The organism is Ensifer sp. EB106-05-01-XG146, from assembly GCF_058791875.1.
Genome location: NZ_JBYTDX010000001.1, coordinates 1,204,631 through 1,224,338 on the forward strand (window position 1 = coordinate 1,204,631; position 19,708 = coordinate 1,224,338).

The 19,708-nt window shown below is 61.7% G+C and carries 20 protein-coding genes; 13 read left to right on the top strand and 7 right to left on the bottom strand.

The features are described 5' to 3' along the window. Positions 1-12 precede the first annotated feature (12 nt). On the bottom strand, positions 13-426 hold the full coding sequence (locus AC3WVQ_RS05875; RefSeq protein ID WP_034795922.1) for a hypothetical protein: 414 nt from the start codon (positions 424-426) through the stop codon (positions 13-15). A 220-nt stretch (positions 427-646) separates the two neighbouring features. Here AC3WVQ_RS05875 and AC3WVQ_RS05880 point away from each other — a divergent pair, with 220 nt between their 5' ends. Beyond that, complete coding sequence (locus AC3WVQ_RS05880) at positions 647-1,114, top strand: GNAT family N-acetyltransferase (protein WP_090295753.1); 468 nt, start codon at positions 647-649, stop codon at positions 1,112-1,114. 99 nt (positions 1,115-1,213) lie between these two features. Here the strand turns inward: AC3WVQ_RS05880 and parE are convergent, their stop codons facing one another. After that, on the bottom strand, positions 1,214-3,274 hold the full coding sequence (gene parE / locus AC3WVQ_RS05885) for a DNA topoisomerase IV subunit B (RefSeq protein WP_034795915.1): 2,061 nt from the start codon (positions 3,272-3,274) through the stop codon (positions 1,214-1,216). Positions 3,275-3,486: 212 nt separating this feature from the next. Between parE and AC3WVQ_RS05890 the strand changes: the two genes are divergently transcribed. The 6 genes from AC3WVQ_RS05890 to AC3WVQ_RS05915 all read left to right on the top strand — a co-directional run bounded on the left by AC3WVQ_RS05890 (position 3,487) and on the right by AC3WVQ_RS05915 (position 10,300). After that, positions 3,487-4,407: an alpha/beta hydrolase gene (locus AC3WVQ_RS05890; RefSeq protein ID WP_090295750.1), complete on the top strand. Its 921-nt coding sequence runs from the start codon at positions 3,487-3,489 to the stop codon at positions 4,405-4,407. 127 nt (positions 4,408-4,534) lie between these two features. Beyond that, positions 4,535-5,977 carry a UbiA family prenyltransferase gene (locus tag AC3WVQ_RS05895; protein ID WP_090295807.1) on the top strand — a complete coding sequence of 481 codons (1,443 nt, stop codon included), beginning with the start codon at positions 4,535-4,537 and terminating at the stop codon, positions 5,975-5,977. After that, positions 5,974-7,296, top strand: coding sequence for an FAD-binding oxidoreductase (locus tag AC3WVQ_RS05900; RefSeq protein WP_090295747.1), 1,323 nt, complete (start codon positions 5,974-5,976; stop codon positions 7,294-7,296). The genes AC3WVQ_RS05895 and AC3WVQ_RS05900 overlap by 4 nt, the downstream gene beginning before the upstream one ends. Before the next feature lie 93 nt (positions 7,297-7,389). Further along, the gene (locus tag AC3WVQ_RS05905; RefSeq protein WP_090295744.1) at positions 7,390-7,830 is read left to right on the top strand and encodes an EamA family transporter; all 441 of its coding nucleotides are present in this window, start codon (positions 7,390-7,392) and stop codon (positions 7,828-7,830) included. Further along, positions 7,827-8,837, top strand: a complete 1,011-nt coding sequence (locus tag AC3WVQ_RS05910; RefSeq protein WP_090295740.1) for an NAD-dependent epimerase/dehydratase family protein — start codon at positions 7,827-7,829, stop codon at positions 8,835-8,837. Before AC3WVQ_RS05905 ends, AC3WVQ_RS05910 begins: the two co-directional genes overlap by 4 nt. An 11-nt stretch (positions 8,838-8,848) precedes the next feature. After that, positions 8,849-10,300, top strand: coding sequence for an aspartate aminotransferase family protein (locus tag AC3WVQ_RS05915; protein ID WP_176960285.1), 1,452 nt, complete (start codon positions 8,849-8,851; stop codon positions 10,298-10,300). A gap of 36 nt (positions 10,301-10,336) precedes the next feature. Here AC3WVQ_RS05915 and AC3WVQ_RS05920 read toward each other — a convergent pair whose 3' ends face one another. Next, positions 10,337-10,936, bottom strand: a complete 600-nt coding sequence (locus tag AC3WVQ_RS05920; RefSeq protein ID WP_060516885.1) for a YceI family protein — start codon at positions 10,934-10,936, stop codon at positions 10,337-10,339. Further along, positions 10,933-11,553, bottom strand: coding sequence for a cytochrome b (locus AC3WVQ_RS05925; RefSeq protein WP_060517388.1), 621 nt, complete (start codon positions 11,551-11,553; stop codon positions 10,933-10,935). Before AC3WVQ_RS05925 ends, AC3WVQ_RS05920 begins: the two co-directional genes overlap by 4 nt. Positions 11,554-11,746: 193 nt before the next feature. Here AC3WVQ_RS05925 and AC3WVQ_RS05930 point away from each other — a divergent pair, with 193 nt between their 5' ends. The 6 genes from AC3WVQ_RS05930 (at position 11,747) to pyrG (ending at position 17,156) form a co-directional block, all read left to right on the top strand. Then, a complete protein-coding gene (locus tag AC3WVQ_RS05930; RefSeq protein WP_060539243.1) occupies positions 11,747-12,226 on the top strand; it encodes a hypothetical protein in 480 nt (159 codons plus the stop codon). Positions 12,227-12,409: 183 nt separating this feature from the next. Further along, the gene (locus tag AC3WVQ_RS05935; protein ID WP_060582485.1) at positions 12,410-12,895 is read left to right on the top strand and encodes a GNAT family N-acetyltransferase; all 486 of its coding nucleotides are present in this window, start codon (positions 12,410-12,412) and stop codon (positions 12,893-12,895) included. A gap of 61 nt (positions 12,896-12,956) precedes the next feature. Further along, complete coding sequence (locus tag AC3WVQ_RS05940; protein WP_090295804.1) at positions 12,957-13,850, top strand: class I SAM-dependent methyltransferase; 894 nt, start codon at positions 12,957-12,959, stop codon at positions 13,848-13,850. A 136-nt stretch (positions 13,851-13,986) separates the two neighbouring features. Beyond that, the gene (gene tpiA / locus AC3WVQ_RS05945) at positions 13,987-14,757 is read left to right on the top strand and encodes a triose-phosphate isomerase (protein WP_043617974.1); all 771 of its coding nucleotides are present in this window, start codon (positions 13,987-13,989) and stop codon (positions 14,755-14,757) included. A 131-nt stretch (positions 14,758-14,888) separates the two neighbouring features. Next, entirely contained in the window at positions 14,889-15,380 is a 492-nt protein-coding gene (gene secG / locus AC3WVQ_RS05950; RefSeq protein WP_034795875.1) for a preprotein translocase subunit SecG, read from the top strand. Positions 15,381-15,518: 138 nt separating this feature from the next. Continuing rightward, the gene (pyrG, locus tag AC3WVQ_RS05955; protein WP_082566349.1) at positions 15,519-17,156 is read left to right on the top strand and encodes a CTP synthase; all 1,638 of its coding nucleotides are present in this window, start codon (positions 15,519-15,521) and stop codon (positions 17,154-17,156) included. Between the two features lie 94 nt (positions 17,157-17,250). On the opposite strand, the gene AC3WVQ_RS05960 is transcribed toward pyrG, so the two are convergent. The 3 genes from AC3WVQ_RS05960 to AC3WVQ_RS05970 all read right to left on the bottom strand — a co-directional run bounded on the left by AC3WVQ_RS05960 (position 17,251) and on the right by AC3WVQ_RS05970 (position 19,504). Continuing rightward, positions 17,251-17,898, bottom strand: coding sequence for an SdpI family protein (locus AC3WVQ_RS05960; RefSeq protein ID WP_090295734.1), 648 nt, complete (start codon positions 17,896-17,898; stop codon positions 17,251-17,253). Then, a complete protein-coding gene (locus AC3WVQ_RS05965; protein WP_210187440.1) occupies positions 17,895-18,164 on the bottom strand; it encodes an autorepressor SdpR family transcription factor in 270 nt (89 codons plus the stop codon). Before AC3WVQ_RS05965 ends, AC3WVQ_RS05960 begins: the two co-directional genes overlap by 4 nt. A 152-nt stretch (positions 18,165-18,316) precedes the next feature. Then, positions 18,317-19,504 carry a DUF418 domain-containing protein gene (locus tag AC3WVQ_RS05970; RefSeq protein WP_110818978.1) on the bottom strand — a complete coding sequence of 396 codons (1,188 nt, stop codon included), beginning with the start codon at positions 19,502-19,504 and terminating at the stop codon, positions 18,317-18,319. Positions 19,505-19,708: the final 204 nt, after the last annotated feature.

Genomic DNA, 19,708 nt, shown 5'->3' on the forward strand with positions numbered 1-19,708 from the left:
GTGCTTGGCGCGTCAGTCGGTAAAGCGGCGCGCGACCCAGGAATAGCCATCTTCGACATAGCGCACCGGCTTCGTGACGATGGTCTTCAGCTTCTCCCGATCGGGGATGGCGCCCGACAGGAAAGCCAGCGTGCGTTTCGGCAATCCTTGCTCGGGTTCCGGCTCCGCTGCCGGAACGGGCAGCGCCTGGTTCTGCTGGGCGCCCGGTGGCGGCGCGGGGATTTCGGCGACGCTGGGCGCCGAGCTCTCGCATACCGCAACGACGACCGGATAGTTCGCATTGGAAAACTTCGGCAGTTGCGCGTTCGAAGCCGTGTCGCACTGCGCGATCGATGGCCAACTGCCGTTGACCGTCGAGATGTACTGGCATTGGCTGACGTCGTGGTCGCAGCCGAGAATGGTCATGACTATCAGCGCCGCTTGCATCGCATTCCCATCGTCTTTGCAGGTTGTGGTGGATCAACCTATGCCTGCATGATTCTCCTCGAAATAGGGCGATGCTGCCGGCAGCGCGGAACAAATTGTTTCAGCCTGTTAGGCGGATTGATGGGGAGGCATACGAGCCTGCGCCATTTGACGTATTGGTCCGGGCGTAGGCCGGCGGTAGTTTGGCGCAAAACCATGCCTGAATGAAAAGGACGACCGATTGCCTGCCGTAATCATAGCCCAGGAGACGCCGCGCCAAGCTGAAGTTCTGCGTCTCCTGGAACTCTCTGACGCCTACGCCGCCTCGCTCTACCCCGCCGAGAGCAATCACATGGTCGATCTGTCGAACCTGGAAAAGCCGGAGGTATCGTTCTTCGTCGCACGGCGTGGCGGCGATACCATCGGCTGCTGCGCCCTGGTTGATGCCGGTGACGGGACTGCGGAAATCAAGCGCATGTTCGTCGATCCCGAGGCGAGGGGGCTGAGGGTCGGTAAGTTGTTGCTGCAGGCGCTGGAGGTGCGCGCGGCGCAACTCGGACTGGTGGCAATCCGCCTCGAAACAGGCATCTATCAGCCCGAAGCGATAGGCCTTTACAAGGCGGCCGGCTACGTCGAGCGCCCGCCGTTCGGGGGGTATCAGCCGGATCCGCTGAGCCTCTTCATGGAGAAGCCCGTTCACGTTGCGTAAGCTCGAGCGGCCTTCAAACCCTGAATACAGAAACGGCGGCCTGTGAGCCGCCGTTTCTGTATGGATTATTGTGATCCTGCTTGCCGGCAGAAAGCCGGCTCAGATGTCCAGGTTGTCCGCAAAGACAGCGCGCTCCTGGATGAAGCGGAAGCGGGCATCCGCCTTCGTGCCCATCAGGTTGTCGACCGCTTCGCGCGTGCCCTCGAAATCGACATCGTCGATCTCGACCTTGAGCAGCGTGCGGAACTTCGGATCCATTGTCGTTTCCTTGAGCTGCGCCGGCAGCATCTCACCGAGACCTTTGAAGCGGCCGATCTCGACCTTGCCGCGACCGGCAAACTCGGTGCGCATCAGCTCCTCGCGGTGCGCGTCGTCGCGGGCATAGAGCGTCCTTGCGCCCTGGCTGATGCGATAGAGCGGCGGCACGGCGAGATAGAGGTGACCGCCGCGGATCAGTTCGGGCATCTCCTGGTAGAAGAAGGTGATCAGCAGCGAGGCGATATGCGCGCCGTCGACGTCGGCGTCGGTCATGACGACGATGCGCTCGTAGCGCAGATCCTCTTCCCGGTACTTGCTGCGGGTGCCGCAGCCAAGCGCCTGGATGAGGTCGGCAATCTGCTGGTTGGCGCCGAGCTTTTCTCGACCAGCGCTCGCCACGTTGAGGATCTTGCCGCGCAAGGGCAGGATCGCCTGGTTGGCGCGGTTGCGCGCCTGCTTCGCCGAGCCGCCCGCCGAGTCCCCTTCGACGATGAAGAGTTCGGCGCCTTCAGCGGTGTTCTGCGAGCAGTCGGCAAGCTTGCCGGGCAGGCGCAGCTTGCGCACGGCCGTCTTGCGGTTGACTTCCTTTTCCTTGCGCCGGCGCACGCGCTCCTCGGCGCGCTCGACCACCCAGTCGAGCAGCTTGTCGGCCTCGGCCGGATTGTCGGTAAGGTAGTGGTCGAAGGGGTCACGCAGCGCATTTTCGACGATGCGTTGTGCTTCGACTGTCGCTAGCTTGTCCTTGGTCTGGCCGACGAATTCCGGTTCGCGGATGAACACGGACAGCATGCCGGCGGCCGAGATCATCACGTCATCCGTGGTGATGAGCGCTGCACGCTTGTTCTGCTTCAGCTCGGCATAGTTCTTCAGTCCCTTGGTCAGCGCGATGCGGAAGCCCGCCTCGTGCGTACCGCCCTCAGGCGTCGGAATGGTGTTGCAGTAGGAATGAACCTGCTGGTCGCCGCCATACCAGGTGACCGCCCATTCGAGCGAACCGTGACCGTTGGCCTTCTCCGATTTGCCGGCAAAGATCTCGCGGGTAACGGTGAATTCCTTGCCGAGCGTCGCCGCCAGATAGTCCTTCAGGCCGCCAGGGAAGTGAAAGACGGCCTTGTCCGGGATCTCCGAACCTTCCTGCAGCAATGACGGATCGCAGGACCAGCGGATCTCGACGCCACCGAAGAGATAGGCTTTCGAGCGCGCCATGCGGAAAAGCCGGCCGGGCTCGAAATGCGCGTGCGGTCCGAAAATATCCGGGTCCGGATGGAAGCGGACGCGCGTGCCGCGGCGATTGTGCACGTCGCCGAGTTCCTCGAGCCCGCCCTGCGGAATGCCTCGGGAGAAGCGCTGGCGATAGAGCTTGCGATTGCGGGCGACCTCGACTTCGAGCGCGTCGGAGAGTGCGTTGACGACGGAAACGCCGACGCCGTGCAAACCGCCCGAGGTCTCGTAGGCCTTGCCATCGAACTTGCCGCCGGCATGGAGCACCGTCATGACGACTTCGAGCGTCGACTTGCCGGGGAATTTCGGATGGTTTTCGACCGGGATGCCGCGGCCGTTGTCGGTGACTGTCAGGAACCCGTCCGCGTCGAGATGGACCTCGATGAAGTTCGCATGGCCGGCGACCGCTTCGTCCATCGAGTTGTCGATGACTTCGGCAAAGAGATGGTGCAGCGCCTTCTCGTCGGTGCCGCCGATATACATGCCCGGACGACGACGGACCGGCTCAAGGCCCTCGAGCACCTCGATCGCCGACGCATCGTAATCGCTGCCATCGCTGCCTTTCGGGGCAGGGCGCGGCTCTTCGCGCGCGATGGGGGCTGCAGCCACGGCCGGCTTGGCGCTCGGCTGTACGGCCTTCGGTTGCTCGGGCATTGAGAAGAGGTCGCTGTTGTCGTCCATGGGGCCGTTCGGATCGTTCCTGTCGTTCGGGAATGCCAGAGGCCATAGCAAGCCCCAGGCTCTGCCGCCATCCCCCGGCGGTCGAATCACCTGAATTCTGCCAGACTCTCACAGGATACGCGAACAAAAGGAGAATTTCTGGCGCCGGCCGCCGATGATTTTTCGCACGAACGGCCGTGTTTCGGGCCAAGTGTTGCTTTGCGGTGCGGCCAATGGCAAGGCTTGCGGCGAAAGAGGGAGCCCGTCATTTGGCCGTGTCCACAGTTGTTTTTCCGTTTCGTGCCTGCCTGTTCGCCCTAGCCTTGGCAATTGCCGCCTCGCCGGCAGAGGCGCAGACGCTCAAGCCCTACAAGGACGATCTGTTCTCCTATGCCAAGGTGCTCGACCAGGAGGATGGTGGTGACGACCTGACGGTCGACTACCAGGAACTGCGGGATATCAACGAACGCGACGAAATCCCGGAACGCCGGGTGAAGCGCGCCTATGTGTCGCTTGGCGTGAAGAACGAGCAGGTCAATGAAACGCTCGATATCGGTGGCCGCGCGCTCGACGTGACCCGTGTCGGCCCCGATCGCGGCGCCAGCTTCTCGGTCATCTTCATCCATGGCCGCGGCGGCGACCGTCGGCTCGGTGCCAACGACTTTTCCTTCGGTGGAAACTTCAACCGGCTGAAGAACCTCGCCGTCGCCAATGGCGGCGTCTATTACGCCCCGAGCGTCCGCTCCTTCGATACGGCAGGTGCCGCCGATATCGCCGGCCTGGTTCGATACGCGTCCGAACGTTCCGGAGGCCGTCCGGTCGTGCTCGCCTGCGCCTCGATGGGAAGCTTCATCTGCTGGGGTGTCTCGCGCGACGCCTCCGCCGTCGCAGCACTCTCCGGCATGATGGTCATGGGCGGCGTCAGTGATCCCGATTTTTCGAAGAGCGCTGCCTTCAAAGCGAAACTGCCGATCTTTTTCAGCCATGGCAGCCGCGACAGCGTTTACCCGGCCGAAAGCCAGAAGGCGCTTTACACCGCGCTCAAGTCGAAAGGCTATCCGACGCGCTTCGTGCTGTTTGAGACCGGATCGCATGGAACGCCTGTTCGCATGACCGATTGGAGCGATGCCCTGAACTGGATCGGCAGCCGCTAAGGCCACTCCTTCCTACTCGGCATTTGTTAACCAGCACGGCAATTTCCAGGCAGCGCTTCTTCCCGCGTTTCCACTCTGGAAAGTTGAAGGCGCCATGATGCCGGCAACTATGGCTGGGATGGACTTCATGGACGCGCGCACCGAGACACGGCACATACCGCTGTGTGTGGATCTGGACGGCACTTTGCTGGCCGCCGACACGCTGTGGGAAGGTGCTGCGATCATTCTGTTGCGCAATCCGCTCATGCTGTTTCCGATGCTGGTCTGGCTGGCAAAAGGTAAGGCACGGCTGAAGCACGAAGTGGCCCTTAGATCCGGCCGCCGTGCGGAAGACTGGCCTTATCGGCAGGCCGTCATCGACCGGCTCATGGAGGAAAAGAAGAGCGGGCGCGAACTCGTGCTCGTGACCGGCGCAGCACCGTCCGTTGCAAACGACATTGCCGCCCATGTCGGCATGTTCTCCTCGGTCATGCATTCGACCGACGCGCTCAACCTGACGAGCAGCAACAAGCGCCGGGCGCTGGTAGAGCGGTACGGCGACGGCGCCTTCGACTACATGGGCAACAGCCGTGACGATATCGCCGTCTTTGAGGTGGCACGCCGCGCGATCGTGGTCTCGCCCGATGCGGCCGCGGAAAAATGGCGTCGCAACCATGATGCCGAACGGCTCGATACCGGCAAGGTCAGCGCGCTTGCGCCGCTGAAGTCGATCCGCGTGCATCAATGGGCGAAAAACGTGCTCATCGGCGTGCCGATGATCCTCAACCACGAGGTGCTGCATTTCGATGCGATCGTCAGCGTCATCATCGCCTTCTTTGCCTTCAGCTTCCTCGCATCCGCCGTCTACGTCATCAACGATCTCTCGGACCTTGCCAACGATCGCCGCCATGCGAAGAAACGTTACCGGCCGCTCGCGAGCGGCCAGATGTCCGTGCCGACAGCGCTGGTGCTTGCAGGCTGCCTCATCATCGCGTCCGTGGCGCTGACCCTTCTGTTGCCCTGGAAGTTTGCCGGGGTGCTCGCCTTCTACGCCTGCGCGACGACGGCCTATACCTTCGTGCTGAAGCGCAAGCTGCTCGTCGACGTGTTCACGCTCGCCGGCCTCTACACCACACGCATCGTCGCTGGTGCGGCCGCGACCGGCACGGAACTGTCCTTCTGGCTGGTGTCCTTTGCGATCTTCTTCTTCCTGAGCCTCGCGCTGGTGAAGCGTTACGTCGAGCTGCACGAATTCGAGGACAAGGACGGTGGCAACGTGCCGGGGCGTGGCTATCTCGCTGTCGACTTCGAGATGGTCGGCCAGGCCGGCGTTGCCTCCGCCTTCACCTCGGCCCTGGTTCTGGCGCTCTACGTGCACAGCAAGGAACTGCAGGAGATGTACACCACGCCCTGGGCGTTGTGGCCACTCTGCCCGCTGGTGCTCTATATGTTGCTGCGCATCTGGATGCTTGCACGCCGCGGCATGCTGCATGAGGATCCGGTCGTCTTCATCATGCGCGACTGGCGCAGCCAACTGACCATGCTGATCGGCGCGCTGCTGATCCTATTTGGAGCCATCGGGCCGCAATGACCCTGCAAGACCATGAAAGCTGGGGCCGCATCGACAATCGCGTGCGGCCTGGAATTTCGCCTGACGACTATGAAGACCGGCTCGGCAGCCTTGAGTCCGAAGGCTATCTGCCTTTCGGCAACGGACGCAGCTACGGCGACAGCTGCCACAACGATCGCGGTATGCTGATCGAAAGCAACCTTCACGGCCGGATACTCGCCTTCGATCCCGGCACCGGGATGATGACCTGCGAAGCGGGGGTGACGCTGCGCCAGGTGCTGGAACGGGCGATCGAGCATCGCTTCTTCCTGCCGGTGACGCCTGGCACGGCCTTTGTCACCGTCGGCGGCGCGGTCGCCAACGACGTGCACGGCAAGAACCATCACGCGCGCGGCACCTTCGGCAATCACGTGACGCGTTTCACGCTGCTGCGCTCGACCGGCGAACGGCTGACCTGCTCGCCGGTCGAAAACCCGGAACTCTACGCCGCGACCATCGGCGGCATGGGGCTGACCGGACTGATCCTCACCGTCGATATCCAGTTGATGAAGGTGCCGTCGCCGCATGTGCAGCAGCACTCGATCCGTTTCGAGAACTTGGACCAATACTTTGCCCTCGTCGACGGCGTCGATGCCGAGCATGAATACTCCGTCGCCTGGATCGACCAGCTCGCAAAGGGATCTCGAATGGGCAGGGGGGTGCTGCTCGCCGGTGATCATGCCGATGGTTCCTGCGAACTGCCCGACATCCCCAAGGGATTGAAGCTGTCCGTGCCGTTTTCGCCGCCGTTCAACCTGCTCAACCGGGCAACGCTCAAAGGCTTCAACGAGTATTACTTCCGCAAGGTGAAGCCGGGCGAGACGGTGACGACCGTTCCCTGGACGTCTTATTTCTATCCGCTGGATGCGATCGGCGCCTGGAACCGGCTCTATGGCCCGCGCGGGCTCTACCAGCATCAGAGCGTCTATCCCGCTGAAAACGCACCGGAGATCACGGCCAAGCTCATGGAAACCGCCCGCCAGGCCGGCCATGCGTCGTTTCTGACGATCCTGAAGCGTTTCGCCGACATCGGCTCCCGGGGCATCCTGTCCTTCCCGCGTCCCGGTTTTACTTTGACGCTGGACTTCGCCAATCAAGGTGAACGGACAGTAAAGCTGCTCGATGCGCTCGATCGCATCGTAATCGAGGCCGGCGGTGCGATCAATCCGTACAAGGATGCCCGCATGAGCCCACAAGTCTTTGAAAAATCTTTTCCTTTCTGGAGAAAGATCGAAACGTTGCGCGACCCTGCGATGGTTTCGAACTTCTGGAAACGCACGGCTCTGGCTTTGCCAGAATGAGAATGCAGACAATTTTATTCAATTAAATGCGCAAACTTCACGGAATATCCGTCTCTTGCCCGTAAGTAGATTTTCGGGACTGGGAGTAAAACTATGAAATATATTCCATTCATTCTCTTTACCGTGCTCACCAACGCCGCCGCTCAGCTGATGCTGAAGCAGGGCATGATGACGCTTGGACCGATTTCGATGACTGCCGAAACCGCGATCGTCCGGCTGTTTCAGATCGTCTTCAACCCATGGGTCTTTGCCGGTCTTGCGACCTTCGTCATCTCGATGGCGTCGCATCTTTATGTGCTGTCGAAGGTCGAGCTTTCCTTTGCCTATCCGTTCCTGAGCCTCGCTTACGTTCTCGTTGCGGTCTTCGCCTATTTCGTCTTTCGCGAAGACCTCAATGCCTGGCGTATCGCCGGCATCGCGCTGATCTGCGCCGGAACCATTCTTATCGCCCAGTCGGGCATCTCATACAGCGCCGACGAGAAATCGGCTGATGCCGCCGGGGTGAGCACCGCAGAATTCGGGAGCAAGTCATGAAACACATCATCTTTGGTGGCGACGGCTTCGTTGGCCGTCATTTGGCGGAACGCCTCGTCAAGGAAGGCGAGGACGTCGTTGTCGCCGATATCGTCAAGTCCGACCTGCCGCACTACGGCCGCGTCCGCTTCGTCCATTGCGACGTCACCGATCTGGAAGCCGTCCAAAAGGTCGGCATCGGCGCCGACGACATGATCTACAACATGGCGGCGAAGATGCTGTCACCGTTGCAGGTCCGCGCCAAGCGCTGGGAGTTCTTCTGGCCCGTCAATTATTACGGTGCCGAAAACATCATGAAGGCGATGGATGCCGCTGGCGCATCACGCCTGGTGCAGTTCACCACCGACATGATCTATGGCCACACCGTCCAGTCGCCGCAAACCGAGACCCATCCAGCAAAGCCGCTCGGCGAATATGGCAAGTCGAAATGGGCAACCGAGCAGCTGGCCATGCAGTGGCGCAAGCAGGGCATGAACATTTCGATCTTCCGCCCGCGCCTGATCATCGGTCCCGGCCGTCTCGGCATCCTCGAGAAATTGTTCAAGCTGATCGACCTGAACCTGCCGGTGCCGATGATCGGCTCGGGCAAGGTGCCCTACCAGTTCATCTCGGTCTTCGATTGCGCCGAAGCTGCGCGCCTTGCCTGGAAGGGCGGCGTGCCGAACGAAGCCTACAACCTCGGCTCCGACAATCCGCCGTCCGTGCGCGACCTGCTCGGCAACCTGATCAAGCATGCCGGCTCGAAGTCGTTCCTGCTGCCGACGCCGGCCTTTGCGGTCAAGCAGACGCTGGCTTTCTTCGACCTGATCAACAAGCCGATCATGGACCCGGAACAGTACCTGATCGCCGACGAAATGTGCGTGCGCGAAACCGGCAAGCTGAAGCGCGAGCTCGGCTGGCGCGCGGAGTTCAACGATGGCGACATGTTGATCGCCGCCTATGACGAATATCGGGCCAAGAAGATGGGCGCCGCAGTTCCTGCAGCTGTCGCCGTGCCGGCCGAATGAGGGGAAAGATCATGCTGGACAGACCGAATCGTATCGCCGTTGCCGCGCCGTCGCTCGACGGCGGCGTTGCCAGGCCCGATCTCATCACCGTCGAACAGGCCAAGGCCATGTCGATCGGCGACATCACCTCCGCGTTCAAGGAACACCTGAACCCGGGCCAGCTCCACTTCATGAAGCTGCTCGGCTTCCACAAGGTGAAGATCGAGAGCGCCGAGGGCATGTTCTACACCGACCAGAACGGCCGCCAGATCCTCGATTTCTTCGGCGGATTCGGCTCGCTCGCCTTCGGCCACAACCATCCGCGCATTCTGGAAGCCCGACAGAAATTCCAGGACGAAAAGCGCCACGAGATCGCGATCGCCTTCATGTCGCAATATGCAGCGGCGCTGGCGAAGAACATCGTGGCCTGCTCGCCGGGTGATCTCGACATGGTGTTCCTCGGCTCTTCCGGTTCGGAGGCCATGGAGGCTGCCGTCAAGCTTGCCGAACGTGCCGCCGGCCCGAAGCGGCCGAAGGTCGTCTATGCGGAGAATTCCTTCCACGGCAAGACCAAGGGCGTGCTCGCCATCACCGATGGCCAGCTTTACCGCGCCGACTTCAAGATCACGGACAACACAGTGCGCGTGCCCTTTGCCGATATCGACGCGGTGGAGAATGCCTTCAAGTCCGACCCGGAAATCGGCGTCATCGTGCTCGAAACCATCCAGGGCGGCGGCGGCATCATCCAGGCACCGGCGGAGTACTGGCAGAAGCTGCGTGCGCTCTGCGACAAATACGGCGTGCTCTGGGTCGCCGACGAAGTGCAGTGCGGCTATGGCCGCTCCGGCCGCTTCTATGCCTTCGAGAATTACGGCGTCGTGCCTGACGTGACGGCGCTCGCCAAGTCGCTGGGCGCCGGCAAGGCCGCCGTCGGCGCGATGATTGCCCGCCGTGAGGTCTACATGAAGGCTTACGGCACGCCGAAGACCGCCATGATCCATGCGATGGCCACGTTCGGCGGCATGGGCGAGGCCTGCGTCACGGCGATTGAAGGCATCAATGTGCTTTACGACGAGCACCTGATCGACCGCGCCGCCGACAGCGGCGACTATCTGCTCGAGCGTCTGCAGGCGCTGAAAGAGAAGTATCCGAAGATCATCAAGGACGTCCGCGGCAAGGGCTTGATGGTCGGCCTGGAATTCCAGGACTTCAGCCAGACGCTGCCGATGGTGATGCGTCCTGTTGTCTCGATGCTCGACGACAAGCTCAAAGGCTCGCTCTCCGGCTTCATCGGCGCGCTGCTCTTGCGTGACTACGACGTGCTGGTGGCCTTCACCGAATACAATCGCAACGTCATCCGGCTCGAACCGCCGCTGATCTGCGAGCGCGCCCATGTCGACCAGTTCATCGCCGCCCTCGACGACCTGCTCGGCCGCGGCATCGTGCGGATCGTCAAGGATTTCGTCGGCAGCCAGATCGGTTGATCGAGAAGCCTATCGACTTGCAAAGGGCAGGGGCGTTCAGCGCCTCTGCCCTTTGATGTTCATGTCGAACTCGACGACGTTGGAATAGATCGGCGTGCCGACATCCATGCCGTAGGGTGATCGGTGGATATTGCCGCGGATGTTGAAGGCGATCGAGCCGCGGTTCCAGTCAAGCAGCGTTACCGAGAAGCGCTCCTTTCGCGACGTGCCGCGCGCCGTCAGCGTTCCCTCGACCGCGGCCGTGTCCGGTCCGGTCTGTTTCACGGTCGTCGAATGGAATGTGACGGTGCTGAAGTTTGCGGTATCGAAGACGGCGCTCGACTTCAGGAAGTCCTCGATCCGCTTTTCGCCGGTTTTCACGCTCTCCGGGTAAAGCGTGAATTCGACCGTCGAATGGCCGACATCATTTCGGTCGATGCGGAAGTTGCCGGAAAACTTGGCGAAATCGCCGACAATTCCGCCGCCGCCCGCTTGCGCAACGGTGAAATGGATACGTGAAGCCGGCGTGATCCCGTAGTTGCCGGCAGCATCGGCAAGGTCCGGCGCGGCTGCCGTGGCGGGCGACGGGATGCTCCCGAGCGCCAGCAGCAACGTGAAGGCAATGGCCTTTGTTGGTGATTGCGAGTGCAGTGTCATGGTTTCTTCCTTCCGGCGATAACCGGATCCGAACCAGCCGCTTGGGAGGAAGCGCGTTGGCGTGATCCGGTCTGAAGCATGCGGACGAGGACGTCGTCGCGGCGTGCGAAGTGATGGTAGAGGGCGGCCAGGACGTGAAGCGCGACGAAGCAGAGCAGGAGGTAGGCGAGCGTCATATGGACGAGCGTCCAGAGGTCTTCGGCCGCTTCCGATTTCGCCATCGGCAGGTGGGGGATGACGATCCAGTTGAAATAGAAGCTCGGTATGTTCAGCGTCGATGTCGAGGCCACCGCCCAGCCGGCAAGCGGAACGGCGAGCGCGAGGAGGATGAGCACCACATGGGTGGCGCTGGCTGCACGGCGCTCAAGCGCGTTGAGGCCGGCGGGCGGACGCGGACGAACCTCGACCAGGTGCCAGAGCGCGCGGATTGTCGCCAGACCGAGTGCGGTGAAACCGAGCGACTTGTGCCATTGGTAAAGCGAAAACTGCAGCGCCGGATCGACGGGCGTTCGCCGCATGATGAAGCCGAGGCCGAGTAGGGTGAGGATCAATGCCGCAATCGCCCAGTGAAGGACGATGGTGATCCACCCAAAACCGGCTTTGTCGTTGCGCAGCATGTTCGACCCCATGGTCGCTCGCCCGGCCGCTATTGGCTCGGCGACTGCGGTAAGACTCATGAGTTCGTGCTTTTATTCGCCTAGAATACCATAAAATTGCACTGAGATCTTGTTGATCTCGACAAGCTATGGTCCATTTGCTGGTGGAGGGGACACGGAGGGGTTGTTCCTGGGAGCATGTGGACTGGCGTACATGACAAAGAAGAAAACGACACCAATGAACCCGCACGAGCGGGAAGCCTACGAACACGGCCGCGCGGGCATCCGGCTTGGAACCGAAGGCAACTATGGCGAAGCGGTCGACGCCTGGCGTCTGGCATCCAACATAGCCGATGTCCACCTCGCTTTCACGGACATGTACTATTGGGTCAAGAGCGGCTACGGCGCCGCCCTTTGCGATGCCGGGCACCATCGGGAGAGCATTGCCGTCTCCCTGCTTGCCCGTGAGTGGACGCTCGCGCGGCGCCAGCCACTCTCGTCGCTTTCGATCGCGCGCGCTTATCTGGCGCTCGGCGAAGGCGAGGCGGCAGCACCCTATCTCCGCGAGGTTCACGCCCTGATCGGCGACGCGATCTTCGAGCAGTTCGACGAGGATGCCGAAGCCGACGTTCACGCGGCGATCGCCGGCTTGGAGAACGGGGGCAATCAACCGACGGCCGGCCGCCCGAAGTGAAGGCAGGCGTATAGCCTAGTAACAGCGGTGCCGGAATCTGGCGAGATACCGGCAGTTCTGACTTTGGCGTTTTCTCGCCATGATTTCATTTTATCGCCGATTGCCCCTTTAACGGGTGATTCGAGGTCCGCCGTTCTGGTTCGGGCCCTTTTTTAACATTTTGATTTTTCTAAGGAGTTTCCCATGAGTGAAACCGTATTGCCGTCCGATGCCGAAATCACCCTTCGGCGCATATCAGCCTTGACCGTCTGCGACGTCTGCGAACTCAGCGAGACGCTGAGCGACGAACAGCGCAACATGGTGGCGGACAACGGCACCTCGATCGCCGAGGCGCATTTTTCCGAGAATGCCTGGTTCCGTGCAGTCTACGCCGATGAGACGCTCATTGGCTTCATCATGTTACACGAAGGATCCGACTGGGATGACGGCATCGATTGCCCGGGTGTCTATCTCTGGCGCTTCATGATCGCCCGGCCTTTCCAGGGCAAAGGGTATGGCAAGCAGGCGATTGCCCTTGTCGTGCGCGATCTGAAGGCGCGGGGCCTGCATGAGCTCTACACGAGTTACGGGCAGGGCCCTGGCAGCCCTGAGGGCTTTTACCAAGGCCTCGGCTTCAAGCCGACGGGCGAGTACTATGATGACGAGCTTGAGGCTGTGCTGAAATTCTAAGGGCGCCGGGATACGGGGAAAAAACCTCCCGTGTCTCTCCCAGATGTTCAAGAGTTGGAACATGAGTATTGATCTTCACGAGGCCAATCGCCTCTCGTGGAATGCCGCGACCGTCGCGCACAACAGTCACAAGGGCGACCAGGCCGCTTTCTTCCGCGCCGGCGGCTCCACGCTCTATCCGGAAGAGATCGAGTTGCTGGGCGATATCGCTGGTCTCGACGTCCTCCATCTGCAATGCAATTCCGGCCAGGATAGCCTGAGCCTGGCGCGGCGCGGCGCGAACGTGACCGGCGTCGATATCTCGGACGAGGCGATCGCCTTTGCCACAGGGCTTTCGGCGGAAAGCGGCATCGCAGCCGCCTTCGAGCGGTCCGACCTGTTCGGCTGGTTCGACGACGCCCGCAAGGCCGGCCGCCGGTTCGATCGCGTCTTTGCTTCCTATGGTACCATTTGCTGGCTATCGGACCTCGGTGTCTGGGCGCGTGGCATTGCCGATGTGCTGAAGCCCGGCGGGCGTTTCGCCTTCGTTGAATTCCATCCCTTTGCGATGGTTTTCGATCAGGGCTGGAAGCCACACTACGACTACGCGCCCAAAGACCCGGTCGCGGAAGCGGGCGTCGGTGACTATGTCGCCGACTCGGGCGCAGGCCTTGCCCATGGAGGCTATCAGGAGGGCGTGGTGGGATTCACCAATCCGCACCCGTCCTTCGAGTTCAACTGGGGTATCGCCGATGTTGTGCAGGCACTGATCGACGCCGGGCTCCGGATGGAAGTCCTGAAGGAATACCCCTATGCCAACGGCTGGGTGGCGTTTGAAGGCATGCGCGACCTTGGCGGCGGGCGCATGGCGCCGCCGGCGGCCATGCCGAGCCTGCCGCTGATGTATGCGATTGTGGCCGCCAAGGTCGGGTCGGCGGCGGAAGATCGCGAGAAGGCAGGGCGTCCTTCGTCATGATGCTGGCGACGCGCAACGCCTGACGGCGGGGCAGGGCAACCGGCCCCGCGGCCCATGAATAATCGCCGGCGGTGCTTTTATTTGCCGGCTGCATTTGCTAGGCCGCTTCCGGAGAAAAGTACCCGGAGGAAATAGCATGACGCCCGATATCCGCCCGCTCGTCGCCGGCAACTGGAAGATGAACGGAACCCGCGCTTCGCTCGATCAGATCAAGGCGATGGCCGAAGGGGTCAAGGGCGAACTTTCCGCCAAGGTCGAAACGTTGATCTGCCCGCCGGCGACGTTGCTCTACGTGGCGACGGCGCTTTGCGACGACAGCCCGCTGCTGATCGGCGCGCAGGACTGCCACCAGAAGCAGTCGGGCGCCCACACCGGCGACCTTTCCGCCGAGATGATCGCCGATTGCTTCGGCACCCACGTCATTGTCGGCCATTCCGAGCGCCGCACCGATCATGCCGAAAGCGATGCGCTGGTACGCGCAAAGACGGAAGCGGCCCATTCGGCCGAACTCGTCGCGATCGTCTGCATCGGCGAGACCGGTGATGAGCGCAAGGCCGGCAAGACGCTCGATGTTTTGAAGCGTCAGCTGGCCGAAAGCCTGCCGGATGCAGCAACCGCGGAAAACACCGTGATTGCCTATGAGCCCGTCTGGGCGATTGGCACCGGCCTGACGCCGACGGCTACGGACGTCGAGGAAGCCCACGCCTTCATGCGCAAGGAGCTGGTCGCACGCTTTGCCGACGCCGGCGCCAAGATGCGCATCCTCTATGGCGGCTCGGTCAAGCCGTCCAATGCGAAGGAATTGATGGGCGTTGCCAATGTCGACGGCGCACTGATCGGTGGTGCAAGCTTGAAAGCCGAAGACTTCCTCGCCATCTACCGGGCTTATGAAGAATTGACGGCCTGATCGCCCGGGTTACCGGGCAGGGGCTTTTAATGGCGCACGGCATGGTATAAAGAGGCGCGAAAATTGCGCCCGGCCATGCCGAGTTTGCGCAGGGTTTGATTCGTGTGCCCCAAGGGCAGGACTGGAAGCTGATGCAGACCGTACTACTCGTCATCTATCTCATGGTCGTCGTCGCCCTGATCGGCGTCGTACTCATTCAGCGTTCCGAAGGCGGTGGCCTGGGCATCGGCGGCGGCTCGGGCTTCATGTCCGCGCGCGGCACGGCCAATGCGCTGACCCGCACGACGGCGATCCTTGCCGCGCTCTTCTTCGTCCTGGCGCTCGGCATGGGCATTCTCGCGCGTTACCAGCCGCAGGCGACCGACATCCTCGACCGTATCCCGGGCACCAGCTCGAACGGCGGTGGCGTTCTCAATTCGCTCGGTGGCGGCGCCCCGGCTCCGGCTGGCGGTGCGACTGGACAGCAGCCGGCCACCGGCAACGCCGCTCCGGCCGACAATGGCGTTCCCTCGACGACCGCACCGGCAACGACGGGCGAAGCCCCGGCCGGCGGCGCAACGACCCCGGCGCCCGCCGCTGGCGCCAACAGCAATACGGGATCGCAAGTTCCCAGCGGCCAATAAGGTCGCAATTCTGAAGAACCCGCCGGCGGATGTTTCATCCGCCGGTTTTGTTTTGTGTGAAATCTGCCTCCATCCCAAGACGAAAAGTTCTGGAACATGAATTTTTCGGTGGCGGAATCATTTGTTAAAAGGTATCCGGTGACTCCCATGGCGCGATATGTATTCATCACAGGCGGCGTGGTTTCCTCCCTCGGAAAAGGCATCGCTGCAGCGGCTCTCGGAGCACTGCTGCAGGCGCGTGGCTACCGGGTGAGACTGCGCAAGCTCGACCCCTATCTCAACGTTGACCCGGGCACCATGAGCCCGACCCAGCACGGTGAGGTTTTCGTAACCGACGATGGCGCGGAGACCGATCTCGATCTCGGCCACTATGAACGCTTCACAGGGCGTTCGGCGACGAAGACCGACAACATCACCACGGGCCGAATCTATAAGAACATCATCGACAAGGAACGTCGCGGTGACTATCTCGGCGCAACCGTTCAGGTGATCCCGCACGTTACCAACGAAATCAAGAACTTCGTTACCGAAGGCAACGACGACTACGACTTCGTGCTGTGCGAAATCGGCGGCACCGTCGGCGACATCGAAGCGATGCCGTTCATGGAGGCGATCCGCCAGCTCGGCAACGACCTGCCGCGTGGCACCGCCGTCTACGTCCATCTCACTCTGATGCCCTATATCCCGGCTGCCGGCGAACTGAAGACCAAGCCGACGCAGCATTCCGTCAAGGAACTGCAGGCCCTCGGCATCCACCCTGATATCCTGCTCGTTCGTGCGGACCGCGAAATCCCGGAGGCCGAGCGTCGCAAGCTCTCGCTCTTCTGTAACGTCCGCCAGTCGGCAGTCATCCAGGCGCTCGACGTTGCCTCGATCTACGACGTTCCGATCGCCTACCACAAGGAAGGCCTCGACAACGAAGTGCTGGCAGCCTTCGGCATCGAACCGGCGCCGAAGCCGCGCATGGACGCCTGGGAACGGGTTGCCGATCGCATCCGCACGCCGGAAGGCGAAGTCACGATCGCGATCGTCGGCAAGTACACCGGCCTCAAGGATGCCTACAAGTCGCTGATCGAAGCGCTTTACCATGGTGGCATCGCCAACCGGGTGAAGGTCAAGCTCGAGTGGATCGAATCGGAAGTCTTCGAGAAGGAAGACGCAGCGCCCTACCTTGAAAAGGTACACGGCATCCTCGTTCCCGGCGGTTTCGGCGAACGCGGTTCGGAGGGCAAGATCAACGCGGCGCGCTTTGCCCGCGAGCGCAAGGTGCCGTATTTTGGCATCTGCTTCGGCATGCAGATGGCTGTCGTTGAAGCTGCCCGCAACCTCGCCGGCATCGAGAAGGCGTCCTCCACCGAGTTCGGTCCGACCAAGGAACCGGTCGTTGGTCTGATGACCGAGTGGGTGAAGGGCAACGAACTCGAGAAGCGTTCCGCATCGGGTGATCTCGGTGGCACGATGCGGCTTGGCGCCTATCGCGCATCGTTGAAGGCCGACACCAAGATTGCCGAGATCTACGGTTCGACCGAGATCTTTGAGCGTCACCGCCACCGCTACGAAGTCAACGTTGACTACAAGGATCGGCTTGAGTCCTGCGGTCTGGTGTTTTCGGGCATGTCGCCGGACGGCATCCTGCCGGAGACGGTCGAGTATCCGGATCATCCGTGGTTCATCGGCGTTCAGTACCACCCGGAACTGAAGTCGCGTCCGCTCGATCCGCATCCGCTGTTTGCAAGCTTCATCGAAGCTGCACTGGAACAGTCGCGTCTCGTTTGAGGCGCACAGGAAAGACAAGCAAAAGGCCGGTCGCAAGACCGGCCTTTTTCATTTCTGCCGTTGCGCTGCGGCCGAGCTGCGACGCCCGGAGCCTCTAACTGCGACGGGCGATGTGGTAGCTATAGAGCGTTGCAATTGCGACCGGCAGCAGCAGCGCGGCGATCGTCGCTGCGGCAAGCGTTGGACCGGTGCTCATGACGACGGCCAGCAGTGCCAGGGTGATACCGGCGCAGACCATCAGCAGGCCCGCAAGCCGGTGCGTTGCCCGCCAGTTGGCGTTATCGGCGAGCGTCCACGGCAGCCGAATGCCGGCAAGGCCGTTCGGCTGCGATTTCGGCAGGACGTTGCCGACGACGATCGACAGAAGTCCGAGGCCGAAGGCGATCACGCGCGTCATCGAGAGGTCGACGCCAAGCCCGATCAGCACGATCACAGTTTGAATGGCGGCAAAGAGCGCGAGGATCGCGGGGAGGGTGACTTCGGCGATATGCCGGCCCGCCTGAAGCTCGGCCTGTGGTGCGAACCGACCGACGGCGAACGAGAATGCGGCAAGCACGGCGACCGCCACAGGCGCCAGCGCCAGCGCCCGGTCGCGCGGCCAGAAGGCATCGGCCGTGCCGTCAACACCCCAATGGATGGGAAGCAGCGCCTCGGCGGGGATTGCGAGATAGCCGACGAGCGTCGCGGAAAAAAGTATGCCGCCAGCGACCAGCGCGATCGGGGAACGCAAAAGCAAGGTCATGGTGCTTGATCCCTTGTGCTGAGGAGATCGCCGAGCGCCTCTTCGAGAATGGACATGTTGAGGTGGTAGATGAGGCTCGTGCCGCGCCGCTCGACCGCGACGAGTTCTGCCTCGCGCAGCTTGTTGAAATGCGCGGAAAGCGTCGGCTTGGTCAGGTCGAAATGCTCGGCGAGTTCGCCGGCGCTCATCGGCCCGGCCTTCAACAGTGCCAGGATCTGCCGCCGCACGGGATGAGAAAGCGCTTCGAAAACCCTGTTGATCCGCATCGTCTCCGCTCGCTTGTTGTCTCTATATTTAGACGAATATCTAATTAGAGTCAAAGCGAAATAGTGCCGAACTGCGTCTCAAGCCAGGAAGCGAAAATGCCCAGCGCCGAAGGCGCCGGGCAGCATTGGTTGCGGGAATTGGCTGGTGTCCGTCAGCGCGCCTCCGCCGGGCGGCGCCACTGCGGCACGCGGCCGATGGTGATGAAGCGCAGGATCCATTCGAGCGGGCCATAGGCGAAACGGGCCATCCACCAGTGGCTGACGAAGAGCTGGGCGGCAAAGATCGCAAGCGCGATCAGCACGCTTGCCAAAGGCGCGACCTGGCCGATGAGACCAAGGCCGTAACCATGGAAGATCAGGGCCGCGATCAGCGACTGCAGCAGATAGTTGGACAACGCCATGCGGCCGGCAGGCGCCAGCAGGTTGCGCAGGCTGTGGCCGGTTTCGGATCCGAAGAGCAGCATCATGGCGCCGACATAGGCGCCGGTGAGAAGCGGGCCGGTGGCGAGCCCGATCGAAAGCGCGATGACCGCGATTGGCGATTCGGGCATCTCGACGCTGACATAGGCATAGATGACGGCGCCAGGCAGGCCGATCCAGAGACCGGTACGAACGAGGCGCTGGAACAACGCCGTGTTCTCCTCCGGCCGCGCCAAGGTCTTGCGACGCCCGGCGATCAGGCCGAGCAGGAACATCGCCAGCGCGCACGGCGCTTGCAGCAGGACGAGGATGATCCAGACCGAGTTGAGCTCCGTAAGGTGCTGACCGATGACGGCTTGCCAGTCGCCTTGGAAGGCAAGCTCGGCCGCCTCCGCGGCGGAAAGAATGGCAGACCGATCGAGCGGTACCGGATCCAGCGTGATGAGGATGCCGAGTGTGCCCCAGACCACTGCAAGGATAAGGACCAGCCATTTCGCCAGGCGGAAGAGGGCCCCATCGCTGCGGTTTCTGAGCATCAGGAGGACGATGCCAAGCACCGCGTAGGTGGTGAGAATATCGCCATGGAAAAGCAGGACCGCATGGGCAAGCCCGATCAGCCAGAGGCCCATCTGTCGGCGCAGGAGCCTGGGAACGAAGGCCTCGCCGGATTTTTCCGCCGAACGCATCTGCAGGGTGAAGCTGTAGCCGAACAGGAACGAGAAGAGCAGGTAGAATTTCATTTCGAAGAACAGGGCGATCACGAAATGCACGCTGCGATCGAGGATGCCGCCGAAGGCGGGGTCGGAAATTTCCAGCCCGTAGAAGGCGGAGGCGAAGGCCATGATGTTGACAAGGAGGATGCCGAGCAACGCAAAGCCACGCAATGCATCGACGTCGTCGATGCGGTCTGGGGTACTCATTCGTGTTCTCCGTTACGGGAGGCGCTATAAATTTGCGCCGTAACCGATTGAAAAAGTTTGCTTTCATGAGGCAGCGACCATGACCTGATCGCCGCCGATCTTGGTGCGCGCGAGCATTCGTTCATCGTCGACACGCGTGGCATTTAATAAATAGACTAATCAATCTAATAATTGGCATGGACATACGTCAAGAGGGCCGCGCGA

Coding starts and splice junctions, on each gene's coding strand:
- AC3WVQ_RS05970 (WP_110818978.1), bottom strand. CDS start 19,504: ATGAGTACCCCAGACCGCATCGACGACGTCGATGCATTGCGTGGCTTT.
- tpiA (WP_043617974.1), top strand. CDS start 13,987: ATGACGCCCGATATCCGCCCGCTCGTCGCCGGCAACTGGAAGATGAAC.
- AC3WVQ_RS05890 (WP_090295750.1), top strand. CDS start 3,487: ATGGCAAGGCTTGCGGCGAAAGAGGGAGCCCGTCATTTGGCCGTGTCC.
- AC3WVQ_RS05965 (WP_210187440.1), bottom strand. CDS start 18,164: ATGCGGATCAACAGGGTTTTCGAAGCGCTTTCTCATCCCGTGCGGCGG.
- AC3WVQ_RS05905 (WP_090295744.1), top strand. CDS start 7,390: ATGAAATATATTCCATTCATTCTCTTTACCGTGCTCACCAACGCCGCC.
- AC3WVQ_RS05900 (WP_090295747.1), top strand. CDS start 5,974: ATGACCCTGCAAGACCATGAAAGCTGGGGCCGCATCGACAATCGCGTG.
- AC3WVQ_RS05935 (WP_060582485.1), top strand. CDS start 12,410: ATGAGTGAAACCGTATTGCCGTCCGATGCCGAAATCACCCTTCGGCGC.
- AC3WVQ_RS05915 (WP_176960285.1), top strand. CDS start 8,849: ATGCTGGACAGACCGAATCGTATCGCCGTTGCCGCGCCGTCGCTCGAC.
- AC3WVQ_RS05960 (WP_090295734.1), bottom strand. CDS start 17,898: ATGACCTTGCTTTTGCGTTCCCCGATCGCGCTGGTCGCTGGCGGCATA.
- AC3WVQ_RS05875 (WP_034795922.1), bottom strand. CDS start 426: ATGCAAGCGGCGCTGATAGTCATGACCATTCTCGGCTGCGACCACGAC.
- parE (WP_034795915.1), bottom strand. CDS start 3,274: ATGGACGACAACAGCGACCTCTTCTCAATGCCCGAGCAACCGAAGGCC.
- AC3WVQ_RS05930 (WP_060539243.1), top strand. CDS start 11,747: ATGACAAAGAAGAAAACGACACCAATGAACCCGCACGAGCGGGAAGCC.
- AC3WVQ_RS05920 (WP_060516885.1), bottom strand. CDS start 10,936: ATGACACTGCACTCGCAATCACCAACAAAGGCCATTGCCTTCACGTTG.
- AC3WVQ_RS05940 (WP_090295804.1), top strand. CDS start 12,957: ATGAGTATTGATCTTCACGAGGCCAATCGCCTCTCGTGGAATGCCGCG.
- secG (WP_034795875.1), top strand. CDS start 14,889: ATGCAGACCGTACTACTCGTCATCTATCTCATGGTCGTCGTCGCCCTG.
- AC3WVQ_RS05910 (WP_090295740.1), top strand. CDS start 7,827: ATGAAACACATCATCTTTGGTGGCGACGGCTTCGTTGGCCGTCATTTG.
- AC3WVQ_RS05925 (WP_060517388.1), bottom strand. CDS start 11,553: ATGCTGCGCAACGACAAAGCCGGTTTTGGGTGGATCACCATCGTCCTT.
- AC3WVQ_RS05895 (WP_090295807.1), top strand. CDS start 4,535: ATGGACGCGCGCACCGAGACACGGCACATACCGCTGTGTGTGGATCTG.